The organism is Maribacter sp. 4G9 (assembly GCF_002742265.1).
Classification (GTDB): domain Bacteria; phylum Bacteroidota; class Bacteroidia; order Flavobacteriales; family Flavobacteriaceae; genus Maribacter.
On record NZ_MDGL01000035.1, the window covers coordinates 116,658 to 139,397 of the forward strand.

The window sequence follows — 22,740 nt, forward strand, 5'->3', positions numbered from 1 at the left end:
TGTTGAATAATGAAGATGATAACGTCAGCTTTAAATATCAAAAACAGTAGTTCTTATGCAAAAGAAATTTTGTTTCCCCCTACTAGAACTGCACTTTAAGTCCAAAGACAACGCGCTACAATGCAATATGGTTTTGTAGCGTGTGGCTTTGGCACAATTTCGTATGAAGAGAATAATATTATTCATAATAATAAGTTTTGGTTACGCTTTCGCAAAAGCGCAATCAGAAACACCCAAAAAAGTAACCCACGACTTTGAATTGGAGTTAGAAGGTGAATACCGATATTTTTATGAAGATGCTCAATTTTCAGGACAGGAAAATCACTATCCGTCTTTAGCTATTAGACCTGAATACTCAGCTGAATGGAACAAAGGCTATGAGAGCATCAATTTTAAAGGATTCCTAAGAATAGATAGAGATAATGTGCGAACTCATTGGGATATTAGGGAACTCTATTATCAAAAAGCAAAGAAGAATTGGGAGTTGAGTATTGGGCTTAAAAAGGTGTATTGGGGTGTTGCAGAAAGCAACCATTTGGTAGATATTATCAATCAGACAGATGCTGTGGAAAGCTTTGATGGAGAAGATAAATTGGGGCAACCAATGGCGCAGTTCAGTTGGGTGACCAATGACTTTGGAACGTTTAATTTTTTCTATCTCCCCTATCACAGAAAACGCACGTTTGCCGGAGAAGAAGGACGACTACGTTTTGGGGTAGTCATAGATAAAGATGATTTGGGCTATGAAAGTGGCGCGGAAGAATGGCGACAAGACTTTGCCTTTAGATGGAAGTATTTTGTGGGAGCATTCGATATTGGGCTATCCCACTTTTATGGAAATGGCCGAGAGCCACTTTTTGTATTTACACCTACAGGCGATATTAATGCCTTTTATCCCGTTATCAATCAAACCGGACTTGATGTTCAAATAACACACAACGCTTTCCTTTGGAAATTTGAATCCATCTACCGTCACGCCGATGCTCAGGATTTTCTTGCTTTGGTTGCAGGTTTGGAATATACGTTCAGTAATATTGATGGTAATGGTTTGGACATAGGACTGTTAGGAGAGTATCTCTATGATGAGCGCGATGAACTAGCATTGACAACACTTCAAAATGACATGTTTTTCGGAAGTAGAATTGCTTTTAACGATGTTCAGGACACCTCCATTCTTTTAGGAGGAATAAAAGACCTAGAACAGTCAAGCACCATTTTTAGTATTGAGGCATCGAGACGTTTTGGGAGCAGCTGGACTGCAGAAATTGAAGCCCGAATATTTAACGATATAGATACATCTGAATTGATTCTATCCAACTTTCAGGATGATAGTTTTTTACGATTGAGCATATCCCGATTTTTCTGAACCAATGCCTACGACCATTCACATAAACAGTACTATCGAAAGACCAAAAGGGGTTGTGAAAGAGGCATTATTGGAAGGTCTTACTGTTTTTAGTGGTATGGGCAACATTTCGGAGGTTAAATTTTCTACCACTGATAATATATATCACGCAAAACTGAACGATAAGCTCTTATGTAAGGGACTAAAAAATGTCCATTTTACCATATCACTTCACCGTGATAAGAGTACGGAAGAACGTACTCATTTCAATTCCGAAATTAGATACAGGTATCTTGCTAAATATTCGCTCACCAGAATAATACATAAAGTGATATTGCAACGGTACCTTACATTTCAGGCCAAGAGTAGATTTCATCAATTTAAATACAGAATCGAAAAATGGCTTTAGTAAAATCACTTTTGTTTATACCCGATATTTCAGGCTTCACACACTTTGTACAGACCACAGAGGTACAACACTGTGAACACGTTATTGCCGAATTATTGGAAGTTCTCATTTCCTCCAATACACAAAACTTAAAATTGGCCGAAGTGGAAGGTGATGCTTTATTCTTTTATAAAGAAAATCATATTCCGTCCCAAGAGAAGTTGCTAGCCCAAGTCGAAACAATGTACACTGCGTTTTACAGTCATCTTAAAATGATGGAAACCAATCGAATTTGTCCGTGTCGTGCTTGTGCCAGTGCTCCAGATTTGGAACTCAAAATTGTACTGCATTGCGGAGAGCTTCAGTTTATGACTGTACAGGGCAATCGCAAGCCGTTTGGTGAATCGGTCATTCAAGCGCATAGACTCCTCAAAAATTCTATTGAGAGTGATAATTATGTTTTGGTAAGTAAGGAGCTGGCTGGCGAAATAGGATTGCAATCAAGTTATCAAAGTATGCTATTCCAATTTCGCGAAAGCGAGAATAGTTACGACGGTAAACCCATCTCCTATCTTTTTGCAGAAATAGAGGTAGAAAAATTAAAGTTATTAGGTTTTGAACCACCTGAAATTGTAATTACTGATAGGCCACCTGATTTTGTGTTGGAACGTGAATTAAACATTGACCCCTACGAACTATTTGAATTGCTCACTAATTATAGACATCGCCATTTGTGGATAGATGGTGTTGAAGAATTTAAGTTTAATGAATACGAGGTAACCCGTGCAGGCACTGAACACGTATGCGTTATCAATGGTAAGCACTTCAACTTCACCACTGTCATCAAGGATGTACCCATTGACCAATTGATATATGGAGAGTTAACCACCGACCCATCACCAGTAGATAAATTATACCTGTTTTACATTTTAGAACCTAAAGGGGAAGATAAAACACTACTCAAAGTAGAACAATACTGGACGACTCGTACTTTATTACAAAAACTCTTAATGGCTACAATCGCTAAAAATCAAATCTCAAAAGGGTTAATCGCAGCTATCGATAAGCTTGAAAGACTGGTTAATCAAAATAAGACTAACAGCAAATCCCTTCTAAACTATTAAGTTCATATCCCTTCAAAGGTCTCTCTTTACAGCTCACCACGCTATTACTTCTTTCTGGTCTTTTTATCCAATGGATTGACCTATTATTCTAACTCCTTTCAAGCCTCCTATAAAATTGAAAGATGCTCCATAGACGAAGTATGGAATGCTCTTGCCTTAGACTACGGTGGTATTGGTAAATAGACATCTGGCGTCAATCATGTGGTCGAATTCAGCGACGAGGGAGCTGATTCCAAACGATTGGATAAGGCAAAAAAACTATTAAGGAATTCCCAAGCATCTATTTCAGAAATCGCATATGACTGTGGATTCAATGACCCAGGTATTTTTCATAAACTGTTCAAAAAAGCTACGAAGTACCACCTAGCCTATATAGAACTGATTAGCTGATAAGGTAAAAATTATAAATATTTTTCCTCAATCACCTCAAAATGGTGTTGCTGATGCCCAGAGATGCACAATACCAGTGTCCTTGGGGATGCTGGAAACGATTCATGTATGCCCATTATCTTGAGTTCTTCCTCTGAAAAATTGGCAAAGGTCTTAATCGTTTGTTTTCTTACATTTTTGAATCGTTCTAGTAGTTCGGTTTTGGTAATATCTTTTTCTACTCTAGCAGTGGTTATTTGATTGTAATATCCTATTGGGTCTTCCACCTTCTTACCAGCAATTTTTAACCCACTCTCTGTCATTATACGTTCATAGGAAATGATATGCTGCAATACTTGGGCAACAGTCCACTTTCCGAATCCATATTTGTAGGAAATCTTTTCTTCTGGAATAGCTTCTATAAAATCAATCATAACCTCTTCAGAATTCTGGAGTATCTCAGAGACAGTCACGCCATCTACGCTCTGTTCTAGATAGAACATCATCTGTGGGTCTCTTTCTTGTTGAGTCAACTGTTTAATTAGTGAGTTAGGCATTCGTTCTATTGTTTTTATTTGTCCATTTTCTTTTTTGTTCTGGCACGAAGCAATTCCGGTTACACATAGCAGTATCGTGTATATTAAGTATTTTATTTTCATAACGATTTGTGTCATTTTAGAAGCTTATTCAACATCTGTTCCATCTGTCCATTCCAGTTATTAAAATCATGAGCACCTTCCGTTTCTAGATTTTCAACTGTATATCCTTTTGATTTATACAATTGTGTAAGTGGCCCAACATAATTTTCGGCATCGTTCTTACCTGTGGAAATGAATATGTTTAAATTTTCATTTTCAGAGAATGCTATTGATGACAGCGCTTCTTTACAGGGATAGGTAATTGGGGATAATAATGCATAGTTCTGAAACAATTCGGTTTTACCAGAAAAATAAACCGCATTGAGACCTCCAAAGGAAATACCAATCAAACTGCGTTCTTTGGGTTTTAGCTTTCGCGAAAGCTGGCTTTCAATAGTTGGTGCCAACTCCTTTTCAAAAAACTGCATATATTTTTCGTTACAGAAAAAATAAGTATTGCGTTTATCCTGGCTTGTCTTGGCATCAATTGTACTTACAAACACATAATTCGCTTTAGGTATTTGACCTTTAATGGTAAGTTCTTTTATGATATCCAATGTGCCATTTTCAATCATTTTTTGACCATCTGTAATGTAAACAAACGGTTTAATTTCAATTTCAGGGGCGCTATCATATGTCGTTATGGAAATATTTTCTGCAAGGATTTTGCTAGCAATGATTACTTTTTTTTCATTATCTGGAACTTGAGCTGCGCATAGATTGCACATTATTAATGAAAAGAAGGACAGGGTAATGATGTGAAAATTAGTTTTCAATGAATAGGCTTTTACTATTAGATGCATAAAACTGTGCGGTGTGACAATCTCAAATAAAAAGCCATCAATTCAACCGCATCGCCCTGTTAATCTTCTTATCGCTTAAAATATCTTCTATAAAGGTCTTCTTGTCAAAATTCTGTTTAAAGGGCATTTTGCGATACAATTCATCAAATTTGTGTTCTACGGTTTCCAACATAAAATCGGCATCCGGTTTTATAACTTCTTTAAAACTGGCATGTTCCTTGCGGTTAAACAATAAATTCTTTGCATCTATAAACTTATTATCTAATGCAAACTGAACTTTTTTATGGCATCGACAAGGATTACTTTTATCTACCAGGCCACATTTATTATTCATATAGTTAAACATATCTTTACGTGCCCGAGAAAGACGTTTTCTATAATTATCCTTAGAAATATTTAAAATTTCGGAACCTATATTTTGGTCTGCATCAAACATTTCTCCTATGATGTACACCAAGCGTTGGTCTCTATTTAAACACAACAGCATTCCACTCATGCAAGAATAATTCATCTCTTTTATAAGTGCTTCATTAGCCTTCTTTTCGGCTTCAGTCATATCTGTATCTGGCGTATTTTCTAAGCCTATAGCGTGCGCTTCAAAACTGGTAAACACCTCTTCGTTAGGTTTGCGTTTTGACATTAAAAAATGGTTGACCACAATACGATAGCACCAGGTCGAAAACTTACTTTTCCCTTTGAACATAGACAGATTGGTGACAATCTTAATAAGTGCTTCTTGGGTCAAGTCTTTTGCGTCTGCAGGATGGCGCACCATTTTCCAAGCCACATTGTAAATAAAAGGCTGATGTTTTAGAAGTAGTTCTTCCAAGGCTTTTTTATCACCATTCTTAGCCCCTGTAACCAACTCCATATCGGTCTTGTCCCCAGTATATTCTTTTAAAAAAGGATTGTCCATAATAGTTTTATTTATCAATTAGATGCAAAAATGAACTAGGTGTGACCACTTCATTTGAAGATTTAAATTAATTACATAATAATATAACATTTTAAAATTCTGCTTTTGCCAAAGCAATACAATGAAAACAAAGGTTGTCACACAATTACTTTTTCTGAATCAAAGGGGGTATAACTTTTAAAATATAGTAAAAATGAAAAAATTGAAATCGTTATCCTTAATAGCCTTGTTTATACTTGGTATAGGAAACACAGAAGTAACCGCTCAAAATGCCAATGCAAAGTTGGTACACACTCAAATTGTTGAGAAAAGTGCAGACGATGTTTGGAAAATCGTAAGGAATCTTGATTTTGCAAAATACACAAAGGCAGTAAGCAATGTGAAAGTGACAGGTAAATATGGTGCAGGTGCAACACGAGTGTGTACTGCCCCAGATGGAAAAAGTCAGTTTAAAGAAAGTATCCTTGCCTATGATGATACTAACAGAACATACACTTACGCGGTTGTAGAAGGTGTTCCTGTTAAAGGTCTTGTAAACAACTTTAAAGTGATAGATCTGGGATACAATAAGTCAATGATTGTATGGTGGTCCAATTATGAGTCATTTATACAAAATCCACAGATGAACGAGGAGCAGTTTACGGCTTTTATGAAATCTTCATTAACAGAGATTGTAACAAATATGGCTAATGATGCCTAATTAATATATTTCCCCTAAAATTAAAATGCTCGCTATAAAGGTGGGCATTTTTTATAGTTTCTTTTAAGACTTGTCACACTGTAGTGTTTTCAGCATCAAAGCAGTAACGAACAAATAAATCTGCTTTCTCAAAAGCATAATATACAAACGTAAAATGAAAATTAACAAAACACTTAAAGTGAACGCCACTGCCAGCAAAGTTTGGGAAGTGCTATACACAAATTATGGAGATGCTTGCGATTGGGCAAGTACGGTAAACGAATCCAAAATAAGAAACGTCGATAATTCCCCATACGAAGGAAGAACCTGCTCGACTTCGTTTGGCGATGTAAGCGAGATTATAGACCACGTGGACGAAGAAAAGATGGAACTCCAATACCATCTAGATGACACTCCATTTATTATGAAAGCTGCAACCGCAAAATGGAGAGTAAAATCTACTAGTGTCAATACCTCAGAGGTCACGATGAATCTAGATGCTACTCTTGCAACGATTCCCGGAATCTTAATGGGATGGATGATAAAACCAAAAATGCGAAAAGACATTCATCAGACCATAGATGACTTAAAATATTACATAGAGACTGGCAAACAATCCGAAGCAAAGATTAAGTCGGACACTAAATACATCAAAAAGAAGGGCAACAAAGCCGCATAACCATTTAAAATCAGAAAAAAATGAAATTTAAAAACAAAACAATAGTAGCTATGGCCATTGCAATTTTGGCCTCCACATTTTCTTTCGCGCAGTCGATGAAAAAGAATTTTAAAACAGTTCACGTAGAACTTAAAATCAATGCACCAGCAGAACGAGTTTGGGAAGCAATGGTTCTGGACTATGGGGAGATATCAAATTTCTCACCTTACATCTATACATCTGAATACACCAATGGGTCCTTGAAGGGAGAACTTGGTGCTGAACGTAAGTGTAATTTCAATGAGAAAGAAACACAATGGTCTCACGAGCGTATTGTCGAGATAGATAATGAAAATATGATAATGCGTAATGTGGTTTTTGATGGTAAAAAATTACCCTTAAACTTTGACAATTCACAAGCTTTTTATAGAGTAAAAGATAACGGAGATGGCACATCGACGGCATCTTATGAATTTCAGTTTCGTACCAAACCTGCTTTTATGGGTTTTATCGCAAAAGGCTCTTTCAAAAAGCAACTTAAGGGAACATTAGTAGGTCTCAAACACTATGTTGAAACCGGAGAACGAGTTACTGGTGGAACTGGAAAATACAAAGAAATAAAAGACAACTATCCAGAGCCAACATTGATAAAAACAGAATAGAAAAACAAAAATAGTTATGACAAATCAAGAAGTAGCAAACAAATTAGTAAGCCTTTTAAGAGAAGGAAAATTCAATGAGGTTTATGACGAATTATTCCATCCCGATGCGCATCACATCGAACCACAATCTGAGTATTTTGCAGATTTAAAGGGTGTTGAAGCAATTAAGGCTAAAGATGCTGCGATGAGCGAGCATTTAGAAGGAGTAGAATCTATGGAAGTGGGTGATGCCATTATAGCCAGTAAACACATTGCCATTCCCTACAAGCTCACGGCAAAACTAAAAGATGGAAACCAAATGTCACTTGATGAACTTATTGTTTATGAATTGAGCGATGGTAAAATTCTAAGCGAACAGTTTTTTTACTAAAGAGGAATCTCCCTCATAATATCAAGGCCACCAGCATTTTGCAGGTGGCTTTTTAGTTTCTAAAATTGCCTTGGTGTATTTAAAGAAAGTTAGTAGGCTCTCTCAATCTTACTTTAAATTTTTCTGTAAGCTTTTTATCTTGTAATTCTATCCAAAAGGTATCCAAGTCTTCAACCTCGACCTGAATCATTAAATTATTAGCCAATTCCTTGTTTTCATAATCTTGAAGAATGAATCGAATTGAGTCTCGACAAAATCCAATGTAACCATCGGTTTCCCACTCTATATAAAGCCCAAGATCTATAAATAGTTTCTTTGATTCTTTAAAATCTTTCCCTGATGGTATAAAGGGCTTTATATTATTTAATTTCGTTTTTATGATTTTATAGGAAAAAAATAATCTATTATTTAATAATTAGTTATTCAATATTTTTCTAAAAATAAGAATTCGTATCATTTCACATTAAACAACAGCAGATTATATCCCTATTACTAAAAAATCAAAATGTTGTACCTATGTTGTACCCAAACAAAAAAACCTCCCATTTCTGAGAGGTTTTATGACTGTAAATTTACAGTTGAAAAAGTGCGGGCGGGGAGACTCGAACTCCCACACCTCGCGGCACCAGATCCTAAGTCTGGTATATATTGCACCAATAAAGCATAAATTATCTCATTTTCAATGATTTATGTTATCAGTCATTTTATTTAAAGTCAATTAATATCAGTTGATATCAACATTTGTTGTACCTATGTTGTACCCAAAAGTTCTAATAAAGACGTATCTTTAAGGTGAATTTTTGACAAAATGTTGTACCTGATTTGACTTTCGTACTCAAAACAGGTTCATAATGTCAACAAGTGCAAAAATAATTCTTCGTAAAAAGCCCAACTCAAAAGGTCTATATCCTCTTGCTATTAGGATAACTAAAGACCGTCGTTCAACGTATAAACACATAGGTCACTATATCGAACTAGAAGATTGGGACACAAAAAATCTTAAGGTAAAGAAATCACATCCAAATGCAGAAAGTCTGAACAATCTATTAACCTCAAAGCTTTCAGAAGCCAGAAAAGGTTTAATTATTTTACAGACCAATAACAAGGATGCAACGGCACATCAAATTAAAAAGGAAATTTACAAGCCAACTTCCAAGCTGACTTTTTTTGATTTTGCAGATGAACATCTTGAAGCTCTGGAAGCAGAAAATAAAATTAATCGCCATTCTACGGATTCAGCTTGGCTCAGTTATATTGAGAAATATTGCAAAGCCCGACACCTTACTTTTCAAGAAATTGATGAGCGTTTTCTCAAAAAGTTCAAAATCTATCTAAAAGGGACTTGCTCGCTTACCGAAACTACTGCTATGAATGTTATGGTTTTAATTCGATTACTTTTTAATCGGGCAATCAAGGATAAGGTAGTAAGTAAAGAACTATATCCGTTTGGGACAGGTAAATTTAAAATCAAGTTTCCTGAAACTACCAAAACGGGACTTACAGGAAAAGAAATACAAGCCCTTGAAAATGTTTCCGAGCTTTCGGGTATGGAAAAACATTCCTTAAATGTTTGGCTGTTTAGCTTCTATTTTGCCGGAATGCGTGTTTCGGATGTTCTATTTACAAGGTGGTCCCAGATTTATGATGGCAGACTACATTACAGAATGGGTAAGAATTCAAAATTGTTATCCTTAAAAATACCCAGTAAGGTTGAAAAAATTTTATTGCAGTATATAACGGACAGAATGAATGATGATGATTTTGTGTTTCCAGAAATGAAAAAAGCAGATTTAACCGATGCGAAAGATATTTATAGAAAGAAGAAAGTCGCAAATAAAAAGTTCAACGACCATCTAAAGAAAATTGCGAAAAGAGCAGGTATTCAAAAAAAGGTAACAATGCATATTGCACGTCATTCTTTTGGCAATATTGCCGCAGATAATATCCACCCTTTAATGCTTCAAAAGTTATATCGTCATACAGATTTAAAAACCACCATTAATTACCAAGCCAACTTCATCCATAAAGATGCAGATGATGCCTTGGATAGTGTAGTCAACTTTTAAGCGACATAATTATTCGTAATTTTAATCTTCACATCAGTTTTAACTGAAAGCATTCGTCACATTTCAAATTTTTAAAAAATCGTCAAAAAAATTAAAATATATTTAATTATTTGCTTAGATAATTATATAATTTTATTTTTACATCAAATGTTGAATTATGAAACTTGAAATAACCTGTACAAGAGCTGAAGCCGACCATAAGCAGATATCACGTTGTCGAGAGTCTTTGGATAAAACTTCAAAAACAATTAGTGAAATGGGTAAGATTTTTTCCCTCGCAGGTAATGAAACAAGGCTAAAAATTCTTTTTCTTCTCAACCAAGAAAAAGAACTATGTCCCTGTGATTTCTCAGATATTTTAAAAATGAGTGTTCCTGCAATTTCTCAACATATTCGTAAAATGAAAGATGTCGACCTAATTACTTCTAGACGTGAAGGGCAGACACTCTTTTATTCTATTAATGCACAAAGAAGTAGTATGCTGATGAATATTTTAAATAATATTCAATCTGATAAGATAGCTGTATAATAAAAAAACTGTGCTTACTATTGATTTTTAAGTTGCAGATTCAAAAAATCACATTGCCAGTACAGGTGATGATACTATTTTAAATAATCGGTATACCCTATTAAACCAAATTAGAACCTAATAAATTATGATACATATTATAACAACGGGTGGAACCATAGAGGGGCTAGATTATAATAAAAAAGAAAATGCTCCTAATGAAGTAGGTATATCGATTAAGACTTTTCTTAATTCGGCCAATGTAAAATTCGATTATACTATTGAAGAAGCATTCAATAAAGATAGTCGCTTTATTACAGATGATGACCGTCGGCTTTTGGTTGATAAAATTAAAGCTACGAGAACAGAAAAAATAATATTAACCCACGGTACTTTCACTATGGAAGATACCGCAAAATATATCGGAAAACTTAACCTAAAGAAAACGATAGTCTTGGTTGGCTCATTTGTTTTAGGCACATCCAATAATACAGATGCTCCATTTAATTTAGGTTACGCAATATGCTCAGTTCAATTTCTAAAACCAGATGTATATGTAGCAATGAACGGCACCATATTTCATTGGGAAAACGTAACAAAAAATTTAGAAACCAACAAATTTGAGCAGCAATGAAAAAGATAAATGTTTGGAACATCAATACATTGGACTACTTTTTTCTATCTTTTATTGGATACGGTCATTGTATTGTTCACGCTCTACTATTCTACCCGAAAAGACTCAAGTGGCTATAAACGATTTTTATCGTTGGGTATTTTATTCATTACTTATAATCTATCAGGTGGATTCTTGCCTGTAAAGGATTTTCCTGGCCCTCTTATTCTTCAATACATCATAACCTATGGCGTTGCCATAGCTTTATGTGTTTATATAGTTTACTACCTCTATAAAGAATATGATATCATAGTATTAAAGTACAATTCTTCCATTAGGAACTTGGCTATATTAACTTCTGGTAGTTTTATTATTCTCTTCTTAATTCCCTATTTCTTTACTTGTTCATTAGATTCTTCAAGGTTACTTTTTACAATACCTATTTCGGTTCTTGCCTTTGTTTTTTTGGGGATGTTTTATGAAAGAATTTCACATCCAAATAATCCAAATGAATACATATTACGTCGTAATAGGTTATCGATGATTAGCGTTACAAGTATTGCATTGTTACCTATATTGACCTTAATCGGGGATTTTCAATGGTTGACTTTTACCGTTATGAATGCGGCTTTTTATGCCATAACCATTGTTGAAATTGACAGACACCTATACTTCTTGGAAAATAAGACCAAGATGTACGAAGTATTTGCTATGAGTAAAGAACAGGCAATTCACTCAGCAGACACAAAAATAATTTATGAAAACTTGACAAGAAGGGAAATAGAAATTACCTTGTCCATTCTAAGCAATCTCAGTTATAAGCAAATAGCCAAGGATTTATTCATTGCTGAAAGCACCGTCTCCAAACACGCTTCAAATATCTACAAAAAAACAGGTGTAAAAAATAGAAGACAATTTATTAATCGATATCGAAAAAAGTCGAAGTAGCGTTGTTCCTAATACCAGAGCGATTACCGTAGGAAAATACGGTTCATTCCGTAGATATCTACGGAATAAAATATCCTTCATTCAAAATTATGTTATTATATTTCAGTAGCTCTTTAGATGTCCCTTGTCGTAAAAAGTTCTCCTAACAAAGTACCTGTCCTGCGCATTCGCTAACTAAAGAGCTCTAACAACAACTAATCCACCCAAACTAAGACTGCGCCCAATATTGTTGGGCTTAACTGTATTTATGGCTGCAAATGGATTTAGAAATGTTAGGCAAAAATCTTCTCGTGACATTAGACGAGATAAGTCTCGAAAATCTACCGATTTTGGAACAATCCTATCGTTCTATTCAGTTAAGTAGAAACTTGCTTACTGTTTTTAAAAGAAACATTCTGACCAATGATTTTGAAAGTGTTGAGAATGAAATAATCTTCTTCAAAAAAATAAAACAAGTGCCATTGGTTAAACTTATATATTTCTCAGAAATTCATTCTTTTGAAATTCAATTTCCCAAAGCAGACAGAGCTGCACAATTAAAATTTGTAAAAAAGAAGATTAGTAAATTAAATCGCTTTTTTCTTTATAACCTTGATTTCGGCCAATACGTTAAATCTGGTGCAACCCACTTTGACAAAGCTTATTACACCAGAAAGCATCTTGATATTTATCATATTACTACTTCCAAATTCTATTTTCAAGACCCTGATTTTTGTACACCGAGAGATATGCTTTTAGGAAAGTTCAAGGCTTATATATCTCTTATCAACTATATGGACCAAAAGAAACATTCTATTAAAAGTAGAGTGAACGGAAATAGTGTGACTATAAAACCTACAGAAAAAATTCCTTGGCCGTTCACAAATACAGACTGGGTTGAACTTCTATATTCACTAAGTGCTGCTGGAATGACGAAACAAAAGGGTCTAAGTATTATTAAATTATCTAAAATTTTGCAAGAAGTATTCGACTTTACTCCAAAGGAAATCTACAAAACATTTCAGGACATCAAAAATCGTAAAAATAGCCGAACATTATTCCTCGACCAATTGACGGCTTCCCTTCTTTCGGAAATGGACAAAAGCGAGGAATAGTCGCTAGTTGTTATCATTCGTTCCTTCTTTTATATGTTAAAAAAAGACCGTACTAAGGTTGACCTACGGTAATTGTATTCCGCAGTTGTCTTTCATAAATTTTGATACAATTTCAAGGTCTGTTAGTTACGAAAGCACGCTTAAACACTACTAAAACAATTGAAATTTCAAAATGTTAAATTTTAACCGTAGTACGGTTGTACTGGGGAATAAAATCCATTAAAGCTATTCAAATTTGTAGAACGAAAGTCAAATCAGGTCAGGGGCTATCAAATTAGTTGAAAGTGATTAGGTAGTCCCTTGCCATAAAACCGTTCTATTATGCCAGCAAGTATTATTACAACAGACGACCTTCGAGACTTCAAATTAGAATTGCTCGATGACATTAAAAAAATATTATCTAAACAAGATAATGGGAAACTCAAAAAATACCTCAAATCTTCTGAGGTTATGGATTTACTTCAGGTAAGCCCAGGTACCTTACAAAACCTTCGCATCAATGGCACTCTACCCTATACTAAAGTTGGTGGTATTATCTACTACGATGCCGAGGAAATACAAAACATAATGACTTCCAACCGTGTTCAGCACGGTTCAAATTCCTAAATAATGAATTATATAAAGCTACTCAACGCGGCTTTTGAAAAGTTCTATTTTGATGACCGCCTAAATCCCACCCATATTAGTCTTTATATGGCGCTGTTTCAAGAATGGAACAGTAGTCGTTTTGCAGACGAGTTTTACGTGAATCGTAGAGATTTAATGCGCTGTGCTAAAATAGGTTCAAAATCCACATACCATCGCTGTGTTACGGATTTGGACTCGTGGCTTTACCTATGCTATTTTCCATCTAACAATCCATACAAAGGAAGTAAAATCAAGATGTCCATTATTGGGACAGGTAGTGAACCAAATTTGGGACGGTACAATCCCACATTAGAACAGCTTGCGGAACAGTACCATCCCATACGTGAACCTGTTGTGGGACAGCACCATCCCATAAATAGACAAGTATTAGTATCTAATACAAACAATACCAAACAAGAAAACTATATAAAACAGCCAAAAGGCAGGCAGGCGGTTATTGATTTTTTTGAAGAAAATGGTTTTGATGTAGATGAGGGAAAAAAGTTCTTTGAGCACTATGAAACTCGGAACTGGCAAACAAGTGATGGTCAAGCAATTCGTGATTGGCGAGCTCTAGCCACAAATTGGATGGACAGAACAGAATTGTTCGATGATAAAATTGATTCAAACAAAAAACAAGCGTCCCAAATCAAGGACAACTTGCGAACCACTAAAAACAAAGATTATGGACAACCCCTCTAAAATTACCGAAGGTGGTGTGGAATATTCGCTCGGAAAATTTGATGGTAAAAGTGTGCTCTACGATTTTCCAAAAATCTTAATTTACCTGAACGCTAAAGGTAAACTGCTTTTTGGCAAAAAGTTCAGAATTTATGACGAAGATAGAGAGATACTTCTAAAGCTCTGTTCATATTTCATCAAGGATAAAGCCAATTGCACAACCTATGGAATTGACATCGATAAGGGCATCTTACTTTCCGGACCCGTTGGCTGCGGAAAAACTAGCTTAATGAAATTATTGAGATATATTGTTCCGATGCAAAGACCTTATGAAATGATTCCTTGCAGAAATGTGACCTTCAGTTTTAACCATCTTGGTTTTAAGACCATTGAAGAGTATGGAAACACAAAACTTTTCTGCTTTGATGATTTAGGCATTGAACCTGCCGGACGATTTTATGGTAAAGATTTAAATGTAATGGGCGAAGTACTCTTATCTCGATATGAACTCTTCCTTGATACTAAACAGAAAATCAAAACCCACGCAACCACCAACCTCAATGCTGAAGAATTAGAAGTACGCTATGGTAACCGCGTTCGCAGCCGAATGCGAGAACTGTTTAATTTGATTGCTTTTGATAAAGAAGCTGGGGATAAGAGAAAATAGAATGGTTCATTTGCCTAATTTCAAAATCCGAAACGCACCTTTAATTACCAAGACAAAAACTATTGTTCTAATAATCAAATCAGGCTTATTTGAATTTAACCAATTTACCAAAACTCCTGCGGTTATAACTCCCAAATTGATAATAACATCGTTCGAGGTAAAAATCATACTCGCTTTCATATGTATCTCTTCTTTACTGTTTGACTTTTGTAAAATTTAAAGACATAAGCCGTTCGCAATAAGTGCAAAAATTGAAACATTAATTATTGTAGAAAAATCGGGAATAATGATTAATGTAGGACTAATTATAGATTTATTGTTTTTACAAACTTCGAATGCCATTTCAATAATTTTTACTTATGTACCAATGCAACAACCATCATGACCTAATATTCCTTCATTATGTATCTTCCCTTCAAGACGATTAATGTAAAATACTGGGGCTTTTTTATAAAGGTCCATACAATGTGGACAATGACAAAAATATACATCCTGTCCATTAACATTAAGTTTAGTAGCAGATGTAAGAGTCTTTTCAGCTAAACAAGTAGGGCATACTATCAAATCTTTTGTTTCTTCAATATATCTTTCGGGATCCTTTACAAACAAATCGGTACATCCATCACAACAGAAATAAAGTTCATTTCCGTTATAAGAACCTTTACTGGCTTTATTTTCACTAATTCCCAATCTTACCAGAGAACACCCACATGTAGGGCAAATATTTGTTTTCATAATTAAATAGTTTATTTTTTATGTTCCAGCTGGTTTATGGACACCCCCAGCCGCAGAATTAACGCCTTCTGCCAAAGTGGGATGGATGTGAATACTTTTTGCAATATCTCGAAATTTGATGTTATTATTCATTGCTAAAACAAATTCATGAATTAGTTCACCTGCACTTTCTCCGATAATTTGAGCGCCAAGAATAGTGTCATCTTTTTCATTAGCAATAATCTTCACAAATCCTCTAGATGTGCCCATCGCTAATGCACGAGCAACACGACTAAAAGGTTGCTTGCCTATTTTAATGGCAAAATCTTTATCAACAGCTTCTTTTTCTGTTAAACCAACAGATGCAATTTCCGGGTCAGTAAATATTGCATAAGGAATTATTTTTTTAATGATTTCTGACTTTTTTGTAATTGCTTGGTATAGTTGCTCGGATTCATCTCTTGCAGCATGTGTAAACATTGGATTTCCAGTTACATCTCCAATAGCCCAAATGTTTGGTTGCGTTGTATTATAATTATTGTCAATTTTGATAAATCCTCTTTCGTCCAAGTCAATTTCTGTATTACTAATATCCAGAAATTTAGCTGTTGATATTCTGCCTGTTGCATTTAATAAATGAGAAACTTCTATAGATTTACTGATTTCTTTTTCTTTGAAATCTACTTGTATTCCTCTAACCTTTTTAGAGATTTTGCTTGTTTCTGCATTCAAGTAAACTTTAATGTTTTCAAATTTAAATCCTTTAAAAGTTCTTCACTTATTTCTTCATCTTCTCTATTGATAAGACGGCTTGACCTTTGTATTATATGAACATTTGTTCCAAAACGAGAAAACATTTGAGCAAACTCAACTGCTATATATCCACCTCCTAAAATGGCTAATGATTTTGGAAGTTCCTTAAGGTTTAATATCTCATCATTTGTAAGGTAGTTTATAGTTTCTAAACCTTGTATTTGAGGAATATTTGGAATAGCTCCTGTATTTATTATGAAATTTGAAGCTTCGTATTCCAGATCAGATACTTTTATGATGCTCTTTGACACAAACTTTGCTTCACCCTCTATTAAATCTAAATTTTCATTTTTTTTTACTTGCTTGTAGGCTCCTGACCTAATTTTTTCTATTAAGTCATTTTTACGCTTTACAATTGCAAGAAAATCTATTTTTGGCTGTTCTGAAATCACCCCAAATCGTTCAGAATTTTTTACAATTTGTGCCACTTTAGCAGAATAGAGCATTGTTTTAGTAGGAACACATCCTCTGTTTAAACAAGTCCCGCCTAATAAATCTTTTTCAATTAATGCAGTTGTAAATCCCTTGTAGGCAAGCTTATTGGCAACTGGCATTCCAGCCATTCCACCACCAATAACAATAAAATCATATTTTTTCATAATATTATTGCTCTTTTAAGCTACACTAAAGTCAATTATGTATATTCTTGTTTTCAAAACAATCTCAAATGTTTTAACTAGCGCAACAACTTAATTTAGATACATCTTTTCCAAAAGTTATTGCTGCTAATTTAATACCTTCTCCTAAAGTTAGATATGGATAGAAACTTTCGGCTAAATCTTTTACAGTAATACCAAATTTAATAGCCATACTTAATTGTTGAATTAGTTCGCCACCTTCTGGTGCTATTATTCTTGCACCAATTAATTTATCTGTTTCAGTATTGCGAATCAGTTTAATAAACCCTCTTGTGTCTTGTGCGGCTAATGCTCTTGGAACGTGAGACAACTCTAATTTTGATACTTCAAAAGGAATACCTTCTTTCTCGGCTTCATATTCATCCATGCCAGCACCTGCAATTTGAGGGTCTGTAAATACTACCCATGGTAAGGATGCATAATCTACACTTTGTTTTGATAATGAAAATGCATTATTAACGGCTGTACTGCCTTCGGTTGCTGCTGTATACACAAATGGCGGTGTATTAGTGACATCACCAGCTGCATAAATATTGGAAATATTAGTTTCCATTTTTTCATTAACCACAATATGCCCTCTTTCTGATAATTTTAGGTCTATTTTTTTTAGACCTAATTTAGACGTGTTTGGCGTGGTTCCTGTAGCAACAACAATATGTCCTTTTTCAACAATTTGTGTTGTAGAACCATCAGGACAGTTACAATGAATAATAGTATCGTTGCCCTCTTTTTCAAATTTAAAAGCTCTAAAATTTGGAAGAATTTCAATCCCTTCACTTTTCATTTGTTCAACTAAAACATCAGTAATGTCTTCGGTTTGACTTCGTAAAGGCCTATCGGTAAATTCTATGATACGTACTTTTACTCCTAAACGATTATATGCCATTGCCATTTCCAATCCGATATAACCTGCGCCCATTATGGTCAAGCTTTTGGGTTTTTCTTCCAAATCGAATAAGGACACATTAGTTAAATACCCAACTTCATTTAATCCTTCAATATTTGGAATATTCGTGGTTGCACCTGTTGCTATAACAACGTTTGTTGCAGTGTATGTGTCTTTACCATCAACAATAATGGTGTTGTTATTTACAAATTCTGCCCATCCTTTTAGCATCGTTAAGTTTTCAAAATCACTCACAACATCCATATACTTTTGCTGTTGCAGGGCTGCAACCAATGCTTTTTTGTCTTTTATTATTTGAGCAAAATCAATGTCAGCACCTTTTGGTTTTATTCCTGCAAAATTAGAATGTGTTGTATGGTAAGCCGTTTCAGCCGCACGGATTAAATTTTTGGAAGGTACACAGCCAACATTAACACAAGTGCCACCAAAATCTAATCCACCATTAACCATTAGTGTTGTGAGTCCTAAACTTTCAGCTTTTATGGCTGCTGAAAATGCAGCAGAACCACCTCCAATTACGATTAAATCGAATTGATTTTTTCCTTTGTTGGACGCTTTATCTGTCGTGCTATCCGAAATTGAATCACAACAATCCTCTTTTTCATTGCCTTTAACAACCGTATACTTACCAATGCTATTTACAGCGTTAATCAATTCCTCTTTATTCAACTTGGCAGTATCAAAAGTAAATTCTCCTTTACCAGTTTCGTGGTTCACAGAACTGATTAGAATACCATCTTTTTTATTGATATCCTTTTCGATATGTAATGAACAGCCACTACAGGTCATTCCTTCTATCTGTAATGAAACAGTTTCTGTTTTTTGAGATAACTCGTTTTTCTTTTTAAATAAATTCTTCATATTAAAAATGATTTGTTTTTATGTGGTGCTTAATAAATATAGGTTATTATTTTTAACAACATTTTAAGCCATTTTTATTCGATTCAAACAAATCTTCCAAGGTTAATATCTTGCCACTTGCATTGCTGTCAAGCCATTGTTTTGCGGTTTGTTCGCTTGCAAAAAAAGAAACGTGATTACAGAAGGAGCCTCTGATATTGCAAGAGTCCATTTTTTCAACCAAAGAGAGAAATATTGGATACGGATTAGATGATACCAAATGATCACAGTCAATATTCAACTCAATTATAGAATTGTCAATTGGGTCTTGAGATATAATTTGGGACGAAACATCCAGCCATTCGGTAAACAATATAGCGTCTAATGCACACCAAGTATAAAGTGTTTTGCCTTGCACTATAAACTTGTGGTTAGTAGGTGTGATCGACAAACCAGAAAAGGCTGTAATTTGGTTATTTTCATTTAGCTCTCCTAATAATTCCAACAGTGAATCAGCTTTCTCTTTAGTTGCATCGATAAGTGCATAAAATGTTGTTTTTGGCAGTGGATTGCCTTTAAGTAATTCCCTTTGGACATTCACGATAAAATTATTATCATCAAGTTGAATTTCAGATAACATGGTGTTTAATTGTTTGCCCAAATATTGCTTTGCTGTTTTCATTTTGTATATAATTTAGATTATGTTTATTTCATTTTCCGCACGAAGAAAATGCTGATCATTTTAACAAGTCGTACCTTGTCTGTTCTTTAAACTTAATGCCTTCAAATCGAAATAAGTAATACCAATATCACCGATGTCTTCTAAATTGAAAATGTCGTTGACCAATTCCGTATGGTTATCAAGATGAGTGCCTATAAGTGGAAATTGATTGCTAAAATTTTCCGTGAAAAGTATGTACTCATTTGAGCTAATTTTGTTTTTAAGAAGCCGATGTGCTATTATTAAATCTTTACCAAAGAGTTTACAATAGTCTTTTACCATTACAGAACCAAGTTGTCCAAAATGGAGTACAAATTTTAATGAAAGCTTATACAGTTTTTGGCAAGACCCACACATACATTTCGATAGTTTAAATTCATCTATTCTCTGATGGAATTTGTCGAACATCAATTGACATTGATTAATGATTTCCGTTGCTGAATATGGAAATTCATAACTGTAAAATAAAATAGCATCGCCTTCGATTTCAGACACTTTAAAATTTAGTATATTATTTTCTAAAATTGATTCGAGCAATAGTGCAATTTTTTCCTGACTATGCCTAATTTCAGAAGTGGCAATGTATTTGGTAAACCCACTAATATCTGGTATAAGAATAAGTGCTGGGTTACTGGTGTGACAAACTTCCATTTTGATATCTTTTTTTAAATTAAGTACTGTATTTTCAGTCCATTTAAAAGCTAACTAGCGATTATCATTTTGAGTTTTAAACCCTATTTTCTTTTTAAATTTTATAACTAATTTTTCTTGAGGTTTAAGAAACTCTTCAATAATTTTTTTACAGTCACTGATGGGCTGTCCAATAAGTTTATCAATTAATTCTTTTGGTGGATTTTGCAATTCACAATCTCCAATTTCTATGCAACAATCCAAGTGGTCCGGATTGAACAATTCTTTATTTGTGTTTTTCATATTATAAAGTATTTAATTAAATGCTTAAATACAAAAAAATAAAATTGCCCCGAGGAAGTCTCTTCGGGGAATTTTCTTTAGGTCAAACTTTATTTTTGACAACTTCTGCCTTAAACCCTTTCTCTTCTATGATAAGCTTTAAGGCTTTGATACTTGTTTTTGAATCGTCAAACTCAATAACAGCAATATCTCCAGGGTACTCAACCGAATGTTCTAAAACACCATCTACTTCTTTTAATGCATTGTAAATAGCATTGGAACAACCTGCACAGGTGATACCAGTAAGCTTTAAGGTAACCGTTTTAACATCTTTACTAGTTACTTCTTTTTGAACTTCTTTGTTGTTGCTTTGTGCATTTGCTTGAAAAGATATTAAAAACAATGCTAGAACTGGTAATACTAATAATTTCTTCATAACTATATACTTTAAGATTATTTATTGATTATTGATATTGAATTGTCTCCATAATTAGAGACATATAATTTGCTGCCAATAGGTATAACCCCAATCGGTTTATTACCTGTTTTATATGAAATTGATTTCTTTTTGAGTGAAACTGCATCATACACGTATACTTCGGACAAATCAAAACTTACAACGTATAACAAATTTTCATCTTCTGATAAGACAGCTTCTTCTGGTGTTTTTATGTTTTCTATTTCCTTTACAATCTCTCCGTTTTTGGTATCTATAATATGAATTTTGTTTCCAAAGAAATTACTTATATATAATAGCGAACGGTCTTCGTTGCTGTGTATGAGTTCTGGTTTTCCTCCTGTTGTAATAATAGATTGTTTTCCTGTTTCAATATCAATTACAGAAATGCTTCCATCTTCTGTATTGGTAACGAACAGTTTTGAATCATCCTCAGAGATACCTATTCCGTCTGGTCCTTTTCCTGTAGAGAATGTTTTTAATATATTGAGAGTAGTAGCTTCCAATTGAAATACTTTATTGTCATCTATAGCTATTACATATATTAAATTTCCTTTTTTATTTGCAGTAATTCCACCTATATGAGTTTCAAATAGTTTCTCTTTTATAATCGTATGATTGTCAGAATCAATTATAACAACTTGCTTATCATAACCGCTCGCCGCAAGTAAATTACTTTCTGCTAACTGAGCAAAACCCCAAGGATACCTTATGCCTTCTATGTTTTTTAATACTTTATCTGTTTGGGTATCAATAACTGAAATTAATGTGTCCTCTACATTTGCAACATATAAAAAGGATTTATCAGGTGTTAAAAATAGCGCATCAGGTCCTTTGCCTACATATACAACCGAAGAACTGGTATTATTATCAACAGTATTACCCTCAATAATAGTCGTATCAGCTACTCTTTGTTTTTCCTTACAAGAAGTGAGTAATATGGTCATTATTAATAGGTAAAGAAACTTTCTCATCAATACCACACTTATTTGTTTATTACTTTATACCCTGTAGAATTAATTGCTTTTTCAATTTGTTCTTTAGAGGTTTTTGTATTGTCAAATTCCACTTCGGCATTAGCATTCTCATAAGAAGCAGCTACATTAACAATACCTTCTAATTCATTAACGGCATGTTTAACATGTTCCTCACAAGACGTACAGGTCATTCCCTTAACATCGAAGTTAACTGTTTGAATATCAGATTGGCTTACAACAACTACTTCCTTTTTATTGTCTGGGTAAAAAATTGAAGAATAATAAGGAAATGCAATTGAAACTACAGCAAATAATGTTATGCCAATTAAAAAGCCTTTGGTTTGATACCATTTTGGTTTTGCATCAACTTCGCAACAGTCATCGGCTTTTTTGGGCTTTAAGTAAGTATACCAGGCATACCCAATAGCTATTACAGCCAAACCTATTAAATAAGGCCTAAAGGGTTCCATACATGATAATGCTGATGCACTTCCTCCTACACCTGCTATTAATGCAATAACTGGTGGTATGCAACACGATGATGCCGCAATAGCAGCAAACAGACCTGTATATGCTGCATTTTTTGATGTGTTTTCTGTTTTCAT

At 34.3% G+C, this 22,740-nt stretch carries 28 protein-coding genes and 2 pseudogenes; 16 read left to right on the plus strand and 14 right to left on the minus strand.

Features of this window, described 5'->3' with window-relative positions; genetic code table 11:
• The first annotated feature begins 163 nt into the window (after positions 1-163).
• The 4 genes from BFP75_RS04595 to BFP75_RS04610 all read left to right on the plus strand — a co-directional run bounded on the left by BFP75_RS04595 (position 164) and on the right by BFP75_RS04610 (position 3,247).
• Positions 164-1,366 carry a hypothetical protein gene (locus BFP75_RS04595; RefSeq protein WP_099543747.1) on the plus strand — a complete coding sequence of 401 codons (1,203 nt, stop codon included), beginning with the start codon at positions 164-166 and terminating at the stop codon, positions 1,364-1,366.
• Between the two features lie 4 nt (positions 1,367-1,370).
• The gene (locus BFP75_RS04600; RefSeq protein ID WP_099543749.1) at positions 1,371-1,754 is read left to right on the plus strand and encodes a hypothetical protein; all 384 of its coding nucleotides are present in this window, start codon (positions 1,371-1,373) and stop codon (positions 1,752-1,754) included.
• Positions 1,745-2,857: a DUF2652 domain-containing protein gene (locus tag BFP75_RS04605; protein ID WP_099543751.1), complete on the plus strand. Its 1,113-nt coding sequence runs from the start codon at positions 1,745-1,747 to the stop codon at positions 2,855-2,857. Before BFP75_RS04600 ends, BFP75_RS04605 begins: the two co-directional genes overlap by 10 nt.
• A gap of 201 nt (positions 2,858-3,058) precedes the next feature.
• Positions 3,059-3,247, plus strand: coding sequence for a helix-turn-helix domain-containing protein (locus tag BFP75_RS04610; RefSeq protein ID WP_099543753.1), 189 nt, complete (start codon positions 3,059-3,061; stop codon positions 3,245-3,247).
• Between the two features lie 11 nt (positions 3,248-3,258).
• Here the strand turns inward: BFP75_RS04610 and BFP75_RS04615 are convergent, their stop codons facing one another.
• From BFP75_RS04615 to BFP75_RS04625, 3 genes are all read right to left on the minus strand, one after another.
• Positions 3,259-3,783 (minus strand): DinB family protein, encoded by a 525-nt coding sequence (locus BFP75_RS04615; RefSeq protein WP_165776541.1) that lies wholly within the window; start codon positions 3,781-3,783, stop codon positions 3,259-3,261.
• A 113-nt stretch (positions 3,784-3,896) separates the two neighbouring features.
• Positions 3,897-4,640 carry an alpha/beta hydrolase gene (locus tag BFP75_RS04620; protein WP_165776542.1) on the minus strand — a complete coding sequence of 248 codons (744 nt, stop codon included), beginning with the start codon at positions 4,638-4,640 and terminating at the stop codon, positions 3,897-3,899.
• Between the two features lie 64 nt (positions 4,641-4,704).
• Positions 4,705-5,583 (minus strand): RNA polymerase sigma factor, encoded by an 879-nt coding sequence (locus BFP75_RS04625; RefSeq protein WP_099543759.1) that lies wholly within the window; start codon positions 5,581-5,583, stop codon positions 4,705-4,707.
• Positions 5,584-5,776: 193 nt separating this feature from the next.
• Between BFP75_RS04625 and BFP75_RS04630 the strand changes: the two genes are divergently transcribed.
• From BFP75_RS04630 to BFP75_RS04685, 12 genes are all read left to right on the plus strand, one after another.
• On the plus strand, positions 5,777-6,283 hold the full coding sequence (locus tag BFP75_RS04630) for an SRPBCC family protein (protein WP_099543762.1): 507 nt from the start codon (positions 5,777-5,779) through the stop codon (positions 6,281-6,283).
• Positions 6,284-6,437: 154 nt separating this feature from the next.
• Positions 6,438-6,941, plus strand: coding sequence for an SRPBCC family protein (locus BFP75_RS04635; protein WP_099543765.1), 504 nt, complete (start codon positions 6,438-6,440; stop codon positions 6,939-6,941).
• A 20-nt stretch (positions 6,942-6,961) separates the two neighbouring features.
• A complete protein-coding gene (locus BFP75_RS04640) occupies positions 6,962-7,582 on the plus strand; it encodes an SRPBCC family protein (RefSeq protein ID WP_099543767.1) in 621 nt (206 codons plus the stop codon).
• A 16-nt stretch (positions 7,583-7,598) separates the two neighbouring features.
• The gene (locus BFP75_RS04645; RefSeq protein ID WP_099543769.1) at positions 7,599-7,952 is read left to right on the plus strand and encodes a nuclear transport factor 2 family protein; all 354 of its coding nucleotides are present in this window, start codon (positions 7,599-7,601) and stop codon (positions 7,950-7,952) included.
• 851 nt (positions 7,953-8,803) lie between these two features.
• Positions 8,804-10,018, plus strand: coding sequence for a site-specific integrase (locus tag BFP75_RS04650; RefSeq protein WP_099543772.1), 1,215 nt, complete (start codon positions 8,804-8,806; stop codon positions 10,016-10,018).
• A 157-nt stretch (positions 10,019-10,175) separates the two neighbouring features.
• The gene (locus BFP75_RS04655) at positions 10,176-10,547 is read left to right on the plus strand and encodes an ArsR/SmtB family transcription factor (RefSeq protein ID WP_099543774.1); all 372 of its coding nucleotides are present in this window, start codon (positions 10,176-10,178) and stop codon (positions 10,545-10,547) included.
• Positions 10,548-10,674: 127 nt separating this feature from the next.
• Complete coding sequence (locus BFP75_RS04660; protein WP_099543776.1) at positions 10,675-11,160, plus strand: asparaginase domain-containing protein; 486 nt, start codon at positions 10,675-10,677, stop codon at positions 11,158-11,160.
• A 9-nt stretch (positions 11,161-11,169) separates the two neighbouring features.
• Positions 11,170-12,087, plus strand: a complete 918-nt coding sequence (locus BFP75_RS04665; protein ID WP_099543779.1) for a helix-turn-helix domain-containing protein — start codon at positions 11,170-11,172, stop codon at positions 12,085-12,087.
• Between the two features lie 257 nt (positions 12,088-12,344).
• Positions 12,345-13,181, plus strand: a complete 837-nt coding sequence (locus BFP75_RS04670) for an RteC domain-containing protein (RefSeq protein WP_099543781.1) — start codon at positions 12,345-12,347, stop codon at positions 13,179-13,181.
• 321 nt (positions 13,182-13,502) lie between these two features.
• Positions 13,503-13,787 carry a helix-turn-helix domain-containing protein gene (locus BFP75_RS04675; protein ID WP_099543784.1) on the plus strand — a complete coding sequence of 95 codons (285 nt, stop codon included), beginning with the start codon at positions 13,503-13,505 and terminating at the stop codon, positions 13,785-13,787.
• A gap of 3 nt (positions 13,788-13,790) precedes the next feature.
• Entirely contained in the window at positions 13,791-14,510 is a 720-nt protein-coding gene (locus tag BFP75_RS04680) for a hypothetical protein (RefSeq protein WP_099543786.1), read from the plus strand.
• On the plus strand, positions 14,494-15,156 hold the full coding sequence (locus BFP75_RS04685) for an ATPase (RefSeq protein WP_099543788.1): 663 nt from the start codon (positions 14,494-14,496) through the stop codon (positions 15,154-15,156). Before BFP75_RS04680 ends, BFP75_RS04685 begins: the two co-directional genes overlap by 17 nt.
• 6 nt (positions 15,157-15,162) lie before the next feature.
• Here the strand turns inward: BFP75_RS04685 and BFP75_RS22275 are convergent.
• From BFP75_RS22275 to merTP, 11 genes and pseudogenes are all read right to left on the minus strand, one after another.
• Positions 15,163-15,441: pseudogene (locus BFP75_RS22275) on the minus strand (cation transporter); the annotation flags it as partial.
• A gap of 72 nt (positions 15,442-15,513) precedes the next feature.
• Positions 15,514-15,891 carry a YHS domain-containing protein gene (locus BFP75_RS04695; protein WP_099543790.1) on the minus strand — a complete coding sequence of 126 codons (378 nt, stop codon included), beginning with the start codon at positions 15,889-15,891 and terminating at the stop codon, positions 15,514-15,516.
• Positions 15,892-15,909: 18 nt separating this feature from the next.
• Positions 15,910-16,350 carry a hypothetical protein gene (locus BFP75_RS22675; protein ID WP_240531703.1) on the minus strand — a complete coding sequence of 147 codons (441 nt, stop codon included), beginning with the start codon at positions 16,348-16,350 and terminating at the stop codon, positions 15,910-15,912.
• A 33-nt stretch (positions 16,351-16,383) separates the two neighbouring features.
• Positions 16,384-17,282, minus strand: a pseudogene (locus BFP75_RS04705) (dihydrolipoyl dehydrogenase family protein); the annotation flags it as partial.
• Between the two features lie 73 nt (positions 17,283-17,355).
• Positions 17,356-19,089 (minus strand): mercury(II) reductase, encoded by a 1,734-nt coding sequence (merA, locus tag BFP75_RS04710; protein ID WP_099543797.1) that lies wholly within the window; start codon positions 19,087-19,089, stop codon positions 17,356-17,358.
• Positions 19,090-19,141: 52 nt separating this feature from the next.
• Positions 19,142-19,750 (minus strand): organomercurial lyase, encoded by a 609-nt coding sequence (gene merB, locus BFP75_RS04715; protein ID WP_099543799.1) that lies wholly within the window; start codon positions 19,748-19,750, stop codon positions 19,142-19,144.
• Between the two features lie 60 nt (positions 19,751-19,810).
• Positions 19,811-20,440, minus strand: a complete 630-nt coding sequence (locus tag BFP75_RS04720; protein WP_099543801.1) for a DUF2652 domain-containing protein — start codon at positions 20,438-20,440, stop codon at positions 19,811-19,813.
• A 54-nt stretch (positions 20,441-20,494) separates the two neighbouring features.
• On the minus strand, positions 20,495-20,722 hold the full coding sequence (locus BFP75_RS04725; protein ID WP_099543803.1) for a hypothetical protein: 228 nt from the start codon (positions 20,720-20,722) through the stop codon (positions 20,495-20,497).
• 82 nt (positions 20,723-20,804) lie between these two features.
• Positions 20,805-21,137 carry a heavy-metal-associated domain-containing protein gene (locus BFP75_RS04730; protein WP_099543805.1) on the minus strand — a complete coding sequence of 111 codons (333 nt, stop codon included), beginning with the start codon at positions 21,135-21,137 and terminating at the stop codon, positions 20,805-20,807.
• Between the two features lie 17 nt (positions 21,138-21,154).
• Positions 21,155-22,132, minus strand: a complete 978-nt coding sequence (locus BFP75_RS04735; protein WP_099543807.1) for a YncE family protein — start codon at positions 22,130-22,132, stop codon at positions 21,155-21,157.
• A gap of 11 nt (positions 22,133-22,143) precedes the next feature.
• Positions 22,144-22,740, minus strand: coding sequence for a mercuric transport protein MerTP (merTP, locus tag BFP75_RS04740; RefSeq protein WP_099543810.1), 597 nt, complete (start codon positions 22,738-22,740; stop codon positions 22,144-22,146).